This is a genomic window from Cupriavidus sp. DL-D2 (genome assembly GCF_039710735.1).
Classification (GTDB): Bacteria; Pseudomonadota; Gammaproteobacteria; order Burkholderiales; family Burkholderiaceae; genus Cupriavidus.
Genome location: NZ_JBDKXK010000004.1, coordinates 1 through 12,385 on the forward strand (window position 1 = coordinate 1; position 12,385 = coordinate 12,385).

13 protein-coding genes are annotated in these 12,385 nt (G+C 65.1%); 6 read left to right on the top strand and 7 right to left on the bottom strand.

Going from position 1 to position 12,385, the window contains the following annotated elements:
- Positions 1-48: 48 nt before the first annotated feature.
- The 6 genes from ABDB81_RS02890 to hemA form a co-directional block, all read right to left on the bottom strand.
- Entirely contained in the window at positions 49-666 is a 618-nt protein-coding gene (locus tag ABDB81_RS02890) for a UbiX family flavin prenyltransferase (protein WP_346809704.1), read from the bottom strand.
- A gap of 13 nt (positions 667-679) precedes the next feature.
- Positions 680-991: a Grx4 family monothiol glutaredoxin gene (gene grxD, locus ABDB81_RS02895; RefSeq protein WP_137928464.1), complete on the bottom strand. Its 312-nt coding sequence runs from the start codon at positions 989-991 to the stop codon at positions 680-682.
- A gap of 149 nt (positions 992-1,140) precedes the next feature.
- On the bottom strand, positions 1,141-2,007 hold the full coding sequence (gene prmC / locus ABDB81_RS02900) for a peptide chain release factor N(5)-glutamine methyltransferase (protein WP_160471241.1): 867 nt from the start codon (positions 2,005-2,007) through the stop codon (positions 1,141-1,143).
- A 157-nt stretch (positions 2,008-2,164) separates the two neighbouring features.
- On the bottom strand, positions 2,165-2,488 hold the full coding sequence (locus tag ABDB81_RS02905) for a hypothetical protein (protein ID WP_137928466.1): 324 nt from the start codon (positions 2,486-2,488) through the stop codon (positions 2,165-2,167).
- Between the two features lie 171 nt (positions 2,489-2,659).
- On the bottom strand, positions 2,660-3,742 hold the full coding sequence (gene prfA / locus ABDB81_RS02910; RefSeq protein ID WP_137928467.1) for a peptide chain release factor 1: 1,083 nt from the start codon (positions 3,740-3,742) through the stop codon (positions 2,660-2,662).
- A gap of 136 nt (positions 3,743-3,878) precedes the next feature.
- Positions 3,879-5,183 carry a glutamyl-tRNA reductase gene (hemA, locus tag ABDB81_RS02915; RefSeq protein ID WP_137928473.1) on the bottom strand — a complete coding sequence of 435 codons (1,305 nt, stop codon included), beginning with the start codon at positions 5,181-5,183 and terminating at the stop codon, positions 3,879-3,881.
- Positions 5,184-5,338: 155 nt separating this feature from the next.
- Between hemA and ABDB81_RS02920 the strand changes: the two genes are divergently transcribed.
- Positions 5,339-5,581 (top strand): hypothetical protein, encoded by a 243-nt coding sequence (locus ABDB81_RS02920; RefSeq protein WP_137928468.1) that lies wholly within the window; start codon positions 5,339-5,341, stop codon positions 5,579-5,581.
- A 28-nt stretch (positions 5,582-5,609) separates the two neighbouring features.
- Here the strand turns inward: ABDB81_RS02920 and ABDB81_RS02925 are convergent, their stop codons facing one another.
- On the bottom strand, positions 5,610-6,377 hold the full coding sequence (locus ABDB81_RS02925) for a 5'-methylthioadenosine/adenosylhomocysteine nucleosidase (RefSeq protein WP_346809707.1): 768 nt from the start codon (positions 6,375-6,377) through the stop codon (positions 5,610-5,612).
- A 301-nt stretch (positions 6,378-6,678) separates the two neighbouring features.
- Between ABDB81_RS02925 and ABDB81_RS02930 the strand changes: the two genes are divergently transcribed.
- The 5 genes from ABDB81_RS02930 (at position 6,679) to ABDB81_RS02950 (ending at position 12,340) form a co-directional block, all read left to right on the top strand.
- A complete protein-coding gene (locus ABDB81_RS02930) occupies positions 6,679-8,754 on the top strand; it encodes a TonB-dependent siderophore receptor (RefSeq protein ID WP_237380232.1) in 2,076 nt (691 codons plus the stop codon).
- Positions 8,755-8,843: 89 nt separating this feature from the next.
- On the top strand, positions 8,844-9,884 hold the full coding sequence (locus tag ABDB81_RS02935) for a DUF2157 domain-containing protein (RefSeq protein ID WP_346809709.1): 1,041 nt from the start codon (positions 8,844-8,846) through the stop codon (positions 9,882-9,884).
- Positions 9,881-11,005: a DUF4401 domain-containing protein gene (locus ABDB81_RS02940; protein ID WP_346809711.1), complete on the top strand. Its 1,125-nt coding sequence runs from the start codon at positions 9,881-9,883 to the stop codon at positions 11,003-11,005. The genes ABDB81_RS02935 and ABDB81_RS02940 overlap by 4 nt, the downstream gene beginning before the upstream one ends.
- Entirely contained in the window at positions 11,002-11,505 is a 504-nt protein-coding gene (locus ABDB81_RS02945; RefSeq protein ID WP_160471246.1) for a GDYXXLXY domain-containing protein, read from the top strand. Before ABDB81_RS02940 ends, ABDB81_RS02945 begins: the two co-directional genes overlap by 4 nt.
- Before the next feature lie 121 nt (positions 11,506-11,626).
- Positions 11,627-12,340 carry a hypothetical protein gene (locus ABDB81_RS02950; RefSeq protein WP_137928325.1) on the top strand — a complete coding sequence of 238 codons (714 nt, stop codon included), beginning with the start codon at positions 11,627-11,629 and terminating at the stop codon, positions 12,338-12,340.
- The last annotated feature ends 45 nt before the right edge of the window (positions 12,341-12,385 follow it).

The following is a 12,385-nucleotide window of genomic DNA, read 5'->3' on the forward strand; positions in this document are numbered from 1 at the left end:
ACCTGCTTGACACGGTTGCTCTCCCATTGCATGGGAGAGGGGAGCTTACTAAGCAGGATCGGCGCTATTCCCCAACCCCATCCACCCCGGCGCCAGCTTCTCCCCCACATCCCTTAAATCCACCAGATCCAGCACGCGTCCCACCGTGTGGTCGACCAGTTCCGCAATGGTCTGCGGCTTCTGGTAGAACCCCGGTACGGGCGGGAACACGATGCCGCCCATTTCGGTCACGGCGGTCATGTTGCGCAGGTGGGCCAGGTTCAGCGGGGTTTCGCGCACCATCAGCACGAGCTTGCGACGCTCCTTGAGCGTGACATCGGCAGCGCGTGTAATCAGGTTGTCGGAGAGGCCGTGTGCGATGGCAGCCAGCGTGCGCATCGAGCAGGGTGCGACGATCATCGCGTGCGCGCGGAACGATCCGCTGGCGATGGTCGCGCCAACGTCGCGCACGTTATGCACGACATCGGCGAGTGCCTCGACCTCGGCACGGCCGATGTCGAGTTCGTGCTGGAGGTTCATGATGCCGGCCGGCGAGATCAGCAGGTGGGTTTCCACACCGCTCACATCGCGCAGCACCTCAAGCAGCCGGACACCGTAGATGGCGCCGGTGGCGCCCGTGATGGCGACGATCAGCCGTTGCGGCGCGCCGCCTTGTTCCACAGGCATGACGGACTCAGGCTCAGGCTTTCAGCAGGGTCTGCAGTTCGCCGTTCTGGTACATCTCCATCATGATGTCCGAACCGCCGACGAACTCGCCGTTCACGTAGAGCTGGGGAATGGTCGGCCAGCTGGCGTATTCCTTGATGCCCTGGCGGATGCCGTCGTCTTCCAGCACGTTGACCGTGGTCGGGGCGTCCACGCCGCAAGCCTTCAGGATCTGGATGGCACGGCCCGAGAAGCCGCACATCGGGAACTGGGCGGTGCCCTTCATGAACAGAACCACGGGGCTGCCCTTCACGATCTGGTCGATCTTCTGTTGTACGTCACTCATGATGGATACGTTCCGGTTGCGCGCGATGCCAGGTGGCACCGCGAATGAATTGGGGAATGGCTCCGGATTTTACCGGAATCGCGCCTGGCGTTCAGGAGCCGCTCGGATGCGCCCCCGATGCCGTGCAGATGGGGCCCCGGCGCCGGATCTCAACCGGGCAGCCGGCCGCCGCTGCAGCGTTCGTTGCCGCCGAGGTCGCGTGCCGTGAACACCTCCGCAAAGCCGGCACTGGTCAGCAGGTGGCGCGTGGCATACCCCTGGTCGTAGCCGTGCTCCATCAGCAGCCAGCCGCCCGGCAGCAGCCGGTCTGGCGCGCCGGCCACGATGGCGCCCAGGTCCGACAGGCCGTCCTTGTGGTCGGTCAGCGCGTCGATGGGCTCGAAACGGAGGTCGCCTTCGCTCAGGTGCGGATCGCCCTCGGCAATGTAAGGCGGATTGCTCACGATCAAGTGAAATCGCAGGGAATCGGGCAATGCGCCGTACCAGTCCGAGACCAGGAACCGGATATTGTCGGCCTGCAGCGCGCGGGCATTGTCCTGTGCCACCATCAGCGCACCCGGCGAGATATCGGTGGCCCAGACTTCGGCATCGGCGCGTTCGCGGGCCAGCGTCACGGCCAGGATGCCGGAGCCGGTGCCCATGTCGAGCACGCGCGGTGTGTGGATATCGGCCAGCCGCGCCAGCGCAGCCTCGGCGGCTACCTCGGTGTCCGGACGCGGGATCAGCACATCGGGCGTGACGCGGAACGAGCGGCCGAAGAACTCGCGCTCGCCGAGCAGATACGCCATTGGCTCACCCGCCAGCCGCCGTGCCAGCAACGTGGAAAATGCATCATGCTGTGCTGCATTGAGGTGATCGTTGTCGCGGGTGATCAGTTGCGTGCGCGTGAAGCCGGTGACGTGCGAGAGCAGCATGCGGGCTTCGAGCGAAGGCAGGCCGGCCATGGCGGCAAGGGTCAGCGCTTCGCGCAGCGTGGGATCGGGCGGCAACGTGCCCGCTAGGGTGGAGGACGACATGTTCTACGGCCGGTACGTCTTGGGGAAAAGAACTGGCGCCTGCTGCAAAAAACCCCGTCGGGCATCGGCCTGACGGGGTTCTTTTCGCGACGTCGAGTGAGGCGTCCAGTGTAAGCCGATTCCGGCCTGCGGGCGACGCCTCGAATGCGTAGGGGTATTACTTGTTGACGGCGTCCTTGGCCTTGTCGGCGCCGGTGTTCACGGCGTCGCGCGCGGCTTCCTTGGCCTGGGCCATGGCATTGCCGGCATCGACCTTGGCCTTTTCGGCGGCGGCGGACACATCGGCGGCAGCACCACTTGCAGCGGCCTTGGCGGCGTCCGCGGCGTTGGCGGCGGCGGCAGCAGCGTCGCTGGCAGCGGCCTTGGCCGATTCGGCAGCGTTCTGCATCGCGGTGTCGGCGTTGGCGGCCGGTGCTTCTTCCTTCTTGCTGCAGGCGGTAACGGCGGCGGCGAGCATCAGCATGACGAGCAGTTTCTTCATGATTTCATCCTTGTGTGTCTGTTGAGGAGTGGACTTCCACATCCAGACTTCGTCCCCCGATCTCTTACCTGTCAGAAAGTGATGTATTGGGGTGGTCTGGTCGAAATCGATTATAGACAGCGCGCTTTTTCACGCCAGTGCTGTTTCACGCATTTACCTTGGTTACAAATGTCAATTTTCGTCGCCTAGTGCGGCCAGCTGATCGGCCTGGTGCTCGGCGGAAAGTGCCGATACCAGTTCGTCCAGATCGCCGTCCATGATCATGTCGATCTTGTAGAGCGTCAGGTTGATGCGGTGATCGGTCACGCGGCCCTGCGGAAAGTTGTAGGTGCGAATGCGGTCGCTGCGGTCGCCCGTGCCGATCAGGTTGCGGCGGGTGCTGGCTTCCTTGGCCTGCGCGGCGCGCAACTGCGCGTCCATGATGCGCGCGGCCAGCACCTTCATCGCCTTTTCTTTGTTTCGATGCTGGCTGCGGTCGTCCTGGCACTCGACCACGATGCCGGTGGGCAGGTGAGTCAGCCGCACGGCCGAATCGGTCTTGTTGACGTGCTGGCCACCGGCACCTGAGGCGCGGAAGGTATCCACGCGCAAATCTGAAGGGTTGATCTGCACCTCGGCCACTTCGTCGGCCTCGGGCATCACGGCCACGGTACAGGCCGAGGTGTGGATGCGTCCTTGCGCCTCGGTGGCCGGCACGCGCTGCACGCGATGGCCGCCCGATTCAAACTTCAGTTTGGAAAACGCCGCATCGCCGGCAATGCGCACGATGACTTCCTTGTAGCCGCCGAGGTCGGACTCGGACTCGCTCATGATCTCCACCTGCCACCGCTGCCGTTCCGCATATCGCGTGTACATGCGCAGCAGGTTGGCGGCGAACAGCGCGCTTTCCTCGCCACCGGCACCGGCGCGGATTTCCAGCAGCAGGTTGCGATCGTCGTTGGGGTCCTTTGGCAGCAGCAGCGTTTGCAGGCTCGATGCAAGCGATGTCAGCCGGTCTCGCGCAGCGCCAATTTCATCGGCGGCGAAGTCCTTCATCTCGGGGTCGTCGAGCAGCGCCTCGGCCGTGGCCAGGTCTTCCTGCGCCTGGCGGTACTGGCCGTATTGCTCGGCCACGGGCGACAACTCGGCATGCTCGCGCGACAGCTTGCGGTACTGGTTGATGTCGGCTGTGGCGTTCTCGTGCGCGAGCAGGGCATTGACTTCGTCGAGTCGCTCGGCCAACTGGTCGAGCTTTTGGAGCATGCTGGCTTTCATCGGATACGGGATTCGGCTGGTGTCACGGAGCAATGCAGCGTGCATTGCGGAGGAGAGCGGTGACCCATCGTGCCATGTGCCATGGCCTGGGTCGATGCCGGATGCCGGCGGGTGCCGGCAGGGAGGGTGAGCGCGGCTAGCGCTCGGAATGGCTGCTGTGGCGGAACAGACCCGGCACCAGACGCAGCAGTGCCTCGCGGTCTTCGCCCTGCGTGTGGTTCAGCGCGTGCGTGGGGCCGTGCAGGAACTTGCGCGTCAGCGCGCCCGACAGGGCTTCGAGCACGGCTTCCGGATCGTCGCCGCGTGCCAGCATCCGGCGCGCGCGGTCCAGCTCGGCCTGGCGGATGGATTCGCCGGCGGTCTGCAGGTCGCGGATCACAGGCACCACGCTGCGCGTTTCCAGCCAGTGCATGAAGTTCAGCACGCGCGATTCGATGATGGCCTCGGCCTGTGCCACGGCGGCCTGCCGCAGGGCATTGCCTTCGCGCACCACGGCGCCGAGATCGTCGACGGTGTAGAGGAACACATCGTTCAGGCGCGCGACTTCCGGCTCCACGTCACGCGGCACGGCCAGGTCGACCATCATGATCGGGCGATGCTTGCGGCGCTTGACCGCGCGTTCGACGGCACCCAGGCCGATGATCGGCAGCGAACTGGCGGTGCAGGAGACGACGATGTCGAATTCGTGCAGCCGTTCGCCCAGGTCCTGCAGACGGATGGCCTGCGTGGTCAGGCCCTGTTCGGCCAGTTGCTCGGCCAGCTTCTCGCCGCGTTCGATGGTGCGGTTGGCCACCACGATCTGGCGCGGCTGCTGTGCCGCGAAGTGCGTGGCGCACAGCTCGATCATCTCGCCGGCGCCGATGAACAGCACGCGCTGCGTGGAAACGCTTTCGAAGATTCGTTGCGCAAGGCGCACCGCAGCGGCGGCCATCGACACGGAATGCGCGCCGATCTCGGTCTGGCCACGGACTTCCTTGGCCACCGCGAACGTGCGCTGGAACAACTGGTTCAGGTACGTGCCCAGCGCGCCGGCTTCGCCAGCGGTGCGCACAGCATCCTTCAGTTGTCCGAGAATCTGGGTCTCGCCCAGCACCATGGAGTCGAGCCCGCTGGCCACGCGGAATGCGTGACGCACGGCTTCTGACTGGGGCAGGGCGTACAAATGCGGCGCCAATTCACCGGCCGGCACATTGTGATGCTGGGCAAGCCAGTGCAACGTGTGCTCGAATCCATCCTGCCCGGGCTGCAGCACATCGGTGGCGCAGTAGATTTCGGTACGGTTGCAGGTGGAGAGAATCGCGGCTTCGGTGCCACTGCGGCCCGCCAGGTGGGTGCGCAGGGCGCCCAGTGCGGGTTTGATCTGCTCAAGCGGAAACGCCACACGTTCGCGGAGCGAGACGGGTGCCGTTGTGTGATTGATGCCGATCGCGAGCAGTTGCATTTGTGGGGTTGGAATGCCATCCGGATCGATGCCGGAAGCGGGGGTCATTATACCGCTCGTAAACATCCTTGCAGGCGACTGGGGCGGTTTGTTCCAACAGCGCTATTGTTGGAACATTGCCAGAATATATGACTTTAGAGGCACTGGAGAGGCGAATGTTTGGTCTGTTGGTGGTGGGTGCAGTGGTGGGACTGGCCGGGGCGTTGCTGCATCCCGCCGGACGCGTCGTGCGGGTGCCGGTGGCGCTGCTGCTGGGAATGGCGGGCGCGCTCTCTGCTTTCTATGGCGGGCGGGCCGCCCATCTTTTTACGGACGGCCAGCTTTGGGGATGGGGCGCGGCAATCTTCGGCGCGGCCCTGCTGGTGGCGGTCTGGGGTGTTGCGCGGCCGCGTCGGTAAGAAGAGAAATAACTGTGGCGTCGGGAATTCAGCCGCGCGCGTCGAGGAATCGTCGTAGCACCGCGCTGGAGTAGTGGCTCGCCACGTCGCGCAGGAAGGCCGGAAAGTCCACGTGCGCGGCGTCATCGGCGCGATCCGACACCGTGCGCATCAACGCATAGGGCACGCCGTACTCGTGGCAGATCTGGGCCAGTGCCGCACCTTCCATCTCTACGGCCTGCAGCAAGGGCAGGTCGCGGCGCAGGCCGGCGACGGCCATGGCGGAATTGATGAACTGGTCGCCGCTGCCGATCATTCCCACGTGAAGCTTCGGCGCGTGGATGCCAAAGCGGGCCAGCACGCCGTCAGGCACCTCGCTGGTCAGGTCGTCGCGCAGGAAGCCTTCCACCGCCTGGCGCAACGCAGCGGTCAGCGCGGGATCGGCGGGAAATACCGACTGCCCCAGCAGGGGCACCTCGTGGCGCGGGAATAGCGGGCGGGCGTCCAGGTCATGCTGGATCGTGGCATCGGCCACGACGATATCGCCGACCCCGACCTCCGTTGCGACCCCACCGGCGAGTCCGGTGAACACAATGCCTTCCACACCGAATTCGCGAATCAGCGTCACCGTGGTGGCCGCTGCCGCCACCTTTCCCACCCGTGCCAGAACCAGCACCACAGGCTGCCCGTGCAGGGTGCCGCAGTGGTAATCGCGCATGCCAATCGTCTGCGTCGTGGCGCGGGCGTCTTCGTGGCGCATCGCGGCAATCAGTCCGTCGACTTCGTCGTGGAGGGCGGCAAGGATGCCAAGAGTCATGGTGTGGGAGCGCAACGGCGGGATGGAAAGCGGCGCCCAGCATACCGACCTCGCGACCGGCGCGGAAGCGGTGCGCCACTGTGGCGTGTACGCGACGCCGAGCATTTCAAGTTCGTCCGAATGTATCCGGGGTATGACAAATCGTTACAATGCGCATCGTAATACGAGTCATTCCTATTCCCATTCCTGACAGCCTACCCGAGATCAATCCATGTCTGTACGCGCCCGGCGCCGCCTGAGCGGTTCGCACGCCCTCCGCCTGACCACCTTCGCCCTGAGCATGCAAGCCGCCACCGTGGCGATGGCGCAGGAACAGGCGCCCGCCGCTACCGCCCACCACGAACTGCCGGCGGTGACCGTCAAGGGCAGCAATGAAACGCCGACCGGGCCGGTCACAGGCTTCGTTGCCAAGCGCGCGCTGACCGCCACCAAGACCGACACGCCGATCGTCGAGACGCCACAGTCGATCACGGTCATCACCCGTGACCGGATCGAACTCACCGGCGCGCAGACGGTGGCGCAAGCCGTCGGCTACACGGCGGGCGTGACCACGGCCGGGTTTGCGAACGACAACCGCACGGATTCGATCAAGATCCGTGGCACCGATTCCACCCAGTATCTCGACGGCCTGCTCAACGCCGTGGGCTTCTACAACAACACGCGGCCCGACCCGTACGCGCTGGAGCGCATCGAGGTACTGAAGGGACCGTCGGGCATGCTATACGGGCAAGGTGCGGTGGGCGGCGTGGTGAACCTGGTATCGAAGCGTCCGCAGGCCGAGGCGTACCGCGAGATCGGCGTGAGCTTCGGCAACTACAACCGCAAGCAGATCCAGGCCGACCTGACTGGTCCGATCGACGCGGACGGCAAGTGGCTGTATCGCTTTGTGGCGATGGCGCGCGACAGCGATGCGTCGGTGGACTACGTCAAGGACAACCGCTACTTCATCGCCCCGTCGCTGACGTACCGGCCGAACGCCGATACCTCGTTCACGATCCTGGCGAACTTCCAGCGCGACGATAGCGGATCGATGATCGGCTTCTTCCCGTGGCGCGGCACGCTGATCGAGAATCCGGCAGGTGCGATTCCGCAGAGCTTCTTCGTCAGCGAACCGGATTTCGACCGCTATCGCGCGCAGCAGCACGCCATCGGCTACCAGTTCTCGCACCGTTTCAACGACACGTTCGAAGTGCGCCAGAACCTGCGTTACTCGCACAGCACCGTGGACTACCGCAGCATCTACACCACCGGCTTCACCGGCGCCACGCACGGCTGGGTGCCGGGCAGTAACACGATGCTGCGCCGCGTGGTCTACATGAACCAGCCCACGCTGAACCAGTTCGCCGTGGATACGCAGGGCCAGTCGAAATTCAATACCGGCGCCGTCAAGCACACGCTGCTGACCGGCATCGACTACCAGCACAGCGATGCCACGGGCCGCAGCAACGCCAACGGCACGGCTGCACCGATCAATGTGTTCAACCCGGTCTACGGCAACTACACCGCGCCGACGGTGTTCAACACGTTGCAGCCGGCCAAGCAGATCCAGACCGGTGTCTACCTGCAGGATCAGCTCGAATGGAACAAGTGGCTGCTGATGCTGGGCTTGCGCTACGACTGGTCGCGCGCCTCGCAGGACAACACGCCCTCGGCCTCGCGTGACGACAACGAACTGACCAAGCGTTTCGGCCTGATGTACCGCACGGACTTCGGCCTGAACCCGTACGTGAGCTATGCCGAGTCGTTCCAGGGCCAGGCGGGCTTCAACGTGGACGGCGCGGCGTTCAAGCCGCTGCGCGGCAAGCAGTGGGAAGTGGGCGTCAAGTACCAGCCGCTCGGCAAGAACATGACGCTGACGGCCGCGCTGTTCGACATGCGCGAAGAAAACCGCAAGGTGGCTGGCGTGGTCAATGGCGTGCCGGGCACGGTGCAGGTGGGCGAGGCCCGCACGCGCGGCGCGGAACTGGAAGCGCTGGTGTCGCTGGGTCGCCTCGACCTGATCGCCGCCTATACCTTCCTGAACGCGAAGGTGATCGAGGGCTCGGCAGCCGAGCAAGGGCAGCGTCTGGCAAGCATCCCGACGAACACGGCGTCGCTGTGGGCCAACTACCGCTTCGCGCTGTTCGACATTCCGGGCTTCATCGCCGGTGCCGGTGTGCGCTACAACGGCCCGAGTACCGACGGCACGGGCAACAACCGCGTGGGCGGTTTCACGGTATTCGACGCCGTGGTGGCCTACGACCGGGGGCCGGTGCGCGTCTCGCTGAACATCAACAACCTCACGGGCAAGCAGTACGTATACAGCTGTATCGCACGCGGCGACTGCTTCTTCGGCACGCAGCGCTCGATCATCGGCAACGTGACTTATCGTTTCTGATCTGCCACACATGGCGGCGTCTCCCGGGAGACTTCGGCGCGGTCGCCTGCTACATTGCAGACCATGCCGAATCCCGGGGGATTGCCGCTTTGGACAGCTTCTCGCATCAACGATTCACGCAGCGCAGAATCAGCCAGCAGGCGCTGGCCGACTGGCGCGCGCAGGGCCGGTTAAACGCCGATGATCTGCGCACGGCATGGCAGCCGACGCTGCCTGCCACTGCGGACTGGCAGCACTGGCTTGACCGCGTGCTGCTCTCTCTGGGCACGGCGCTGCTCTGCGCCGGTGTCATTGTCTTCTTCGCCTTCAACTGGGCGGATCTCCACAAGTTTTCCAAATTCGGCCTGCTGGCTGCGGTGCTGACGCTGCTCGCCGGTTTCGCGGCGTGGCGGCCATCGGGCGATCTAGCCGGGCGCGCCGCGCTGGCCGGCGCGCAAATCGTGTCGGGTGTGCTGCTGGCGGTGATCGGACAGACCTACCAGACCGGTGCCGATGCGTGGCAGTTGTTTGCGCTCTGGGCATTGCTGGCCACGCCGTGGGCACTGGCCGCGCGTGCTGCGCCGCACTGGTGGATCGTGCTGGTGCTCGGCAACGTGGCGCTGCTACGGTATTGCAGCGTGAACCTGGGCATCGGTGGCATGTTCGAACTGCTTTTCTCGGCGCGATGGGCGCGCGAGACGATGCTGTTCCTGCTCGGCCTTGCCGTGGTGCAACTGGCGGTCTGGCATGGGCTGGCAGCGCGTGCGCCAGCCTTCGGCTTCCGGGGCATGACAGGGCCGCGGCTGATCGGCGTACTGATTTGTGGCTACGCGGGGTGGGTGGCGACGGCCAGCGTGGTGCTGGACCATTTTGCCGCGCTCACGTTTCTGGTCAGCGCAGCGGCGCTGGCAGCGCTCGGGGCGTGGGTCCGATGGCGGGCCTTCGACATCGTGGTGCTCAGCCTGGTCTGCCTGACTGGCATCGGCATCGTGGTGATGGCGGCCGGGCGCGGACTGGTGAGCATCGACGGTGATTTCGGCGCCTTCCTGCTGCTGGCGCTGCTGACCATCGGCCTGGCCGTGGCAGCGGCCACGTGGCTGCTGCGCGCGTGGCGGGCCGAGTCTGGTGCAGAGTCGGGAGGCGAGGCATGAGCGACGCAACCTTCGAGAAAGCGCTCTGGCAGCGGCTGGCGGCGCGCGGTGCGGTGCAGGGGGATTGTCCTGTCACGCTGCGTACGCCGTGGCCTATCCGATTGCTGATGGGCGGCGCGGGTTGGTTGGGCGCGCTGTTCTTCCAGATGTTCCTGATTGGCACGGTGTTCGCCGCGACGCGCGGCAACGGACCGGCCATGGCGATCACGGGCGCGATCATGATCGGTGCGGCCATCGCGTTGTATCGCGTGCGGGCTGGTGAGAGTGGCCGCATTGCGATGGGACAGTTCGCGCTGGCCCTGAGCCTGGGCGGTCAGGGCATGGCGATTGCCGGTGTCGGAGAGGAATTCGGATTTCGCTCGATCGAGTCGGCATCGTTCTGGCTGGCTGTGGCTGTGCTCGAGGCGCTGCTCTTCGTGGTGGTCCCGGATCGCTTGCATCGATTCCTGGCGGCACTGGCTACGTGGTCGGCCGTGGCAATCGGTGCCTGCATCGCGTTGGGGGATATGGTGGCGCCGCGCTGGACCGCCATTCCGCCGATGATCGGATTGCTCGCCGCGCTGGCGCTGGCCGGCGTGGTCGTGTTTGCAATGCGTGAGGCAAGTCTGGCGGCATCGGGCCGCCATGCCGTGTGGGAACCCGCCGCCGATGCCACGTTGGTGTTTGCGCTGGGTGGCGCGCTGGTCGTGACCGGGATGATGCATCCGGCCGCACTTATCTTCGGCACCGGTCGGACCTGGTACGCGCCGGGCGCGTGGCTGGGCGGCGTGTTGACCGGAGCCGTACTCGTCGTGTTCGCCTGGCTTGAATGCAAGCGCCTTGGCGCCGATGCTCGCACCGCTGCGGTGATGCTGGTCACCGCCGCCGCATTCAGCGCGTTGATGGTCTTCGCCCCAGCCGTGACGGCAGGCGTGCTGGCATTGGCCCTGGCCATGCGACGCGGCTCGCTGACCTGGATGGGTCTCGCCATCACCAGCGTACTGATCGGCTTCGTCTGGTACTACAGCACGCTGCAATGGACGCTGCTGGCCAAATCCGCGACGCTGGCCGGCGCTGGCGTATTGCTGCTTGCCGTTCGCATCGTCGTTGCTCGTATGCCGCGCGCGGAGGCCGTCCAATGAAACGATGGATCCTGATCGCATGGCTGCTCGCCCTCGGCGTAGCGCTGGCCGGCATCGTTGGCAAAGAACGACTGATCGCCAATGGCGAGGTGGTCTACCTGCGCCTGGCCCCGGTCGATCCCCGCTCGCTGGTGCAGGGCGACTACATGGCGCTGAACTTCTCGATTGCCAACGATGTGCGCGTGGCCCACGGCACGGAGCAGACGCCTGCCTCGCGCGAAGAAGTCATCGTGATCCGCCGCGACGCCAGCCGGGAAGGCCATTTCGTCCGCCTCCACAAGGGCGAACCGCTGGCCGATGGCGAACTCCTGCTACGCGTGCAGAACGTGCCATCCCCGCGCTGGGGCGGCACAGGCACGCAAGTCTCCACGGACGCGTGGTTCTTCCAGGAGGGTCAGGCCGACCGCTACGCCAGGGCCCGCTTCGGCGAGTTCCGCGTGGACGCGAGCGGCCAGGCGCTGCTGGTGGGGATGCGAGGAGAGGGGTTGGAGGGGATGTGAGGGGGAACTTCCCGCAGTAATTCGGAAGGTTTGATGCAGAGCAATGTCATCGTGTGCAGTAAAGCACGCTTTACCAAACCTGACATACAGTGCCCGCTCCTTCTGCCACCCGTTCCCCTTCATGCCCCTGCGTGACACTGGCGCCTTCTTCGCCAAGCTGCTTCCCGCCATTCATTCGGACCTTCGTCGCATCGCGGCACGTTCATGTGGCGAGACGACTATCGAAGACCTTCAGGCGGAGGCGTGGCTGGTTGCCGAGGCGTTGAGTCGCGGCCGGGTCCCGCCGCCCGACATGGCGGACAGCGCAATTCATCAGTTGATCCTTGGGCGTCTCTACAACCGGTTCGTAAAGTTTGCGGACCAACGCCTGCGTTTCGCCGTGCGTCTGGACGTGCGACATGAGGATGACGACGGCGGGACGAGAGACAACGCCATCGCGGCTTCACTGAGCGCACCCGACGAATATGATCCCTCGGTTGGCCTCTCGGCACGAGAGGAAAGGTCCGCGAAGGAACTGCAGCTTATCGGACGATTCGCGGAAGCCGTTGCCTATTTTCGTGTTTTCGCCAATATGGGCAACGACCGCAGGGCCATTGCGCATCATCTCGCGGTCGGGGCCAGCACATTGCGCCGGAGGCTGCGGCTTGCCGCACAGGTGATCGAATGGCAGCCGTCGCTGTTCGATGGCGTCACCGCGATCCCCGATGACTTCAAGCCGCCGTTCTGTAACCGGCGGCTCTGCGCAAAAGCTGCGCGGGGTGCGAGGAAAAATCGATATCCTCGCTTGCAGGCGCGACTGTTCCGCTGCGCCTACATTCCCATCCGTCCGTTCTGATTGCCCGTCCTCCAAAAAGAAAAGCCCGGAAAAATCCGGGCTTCT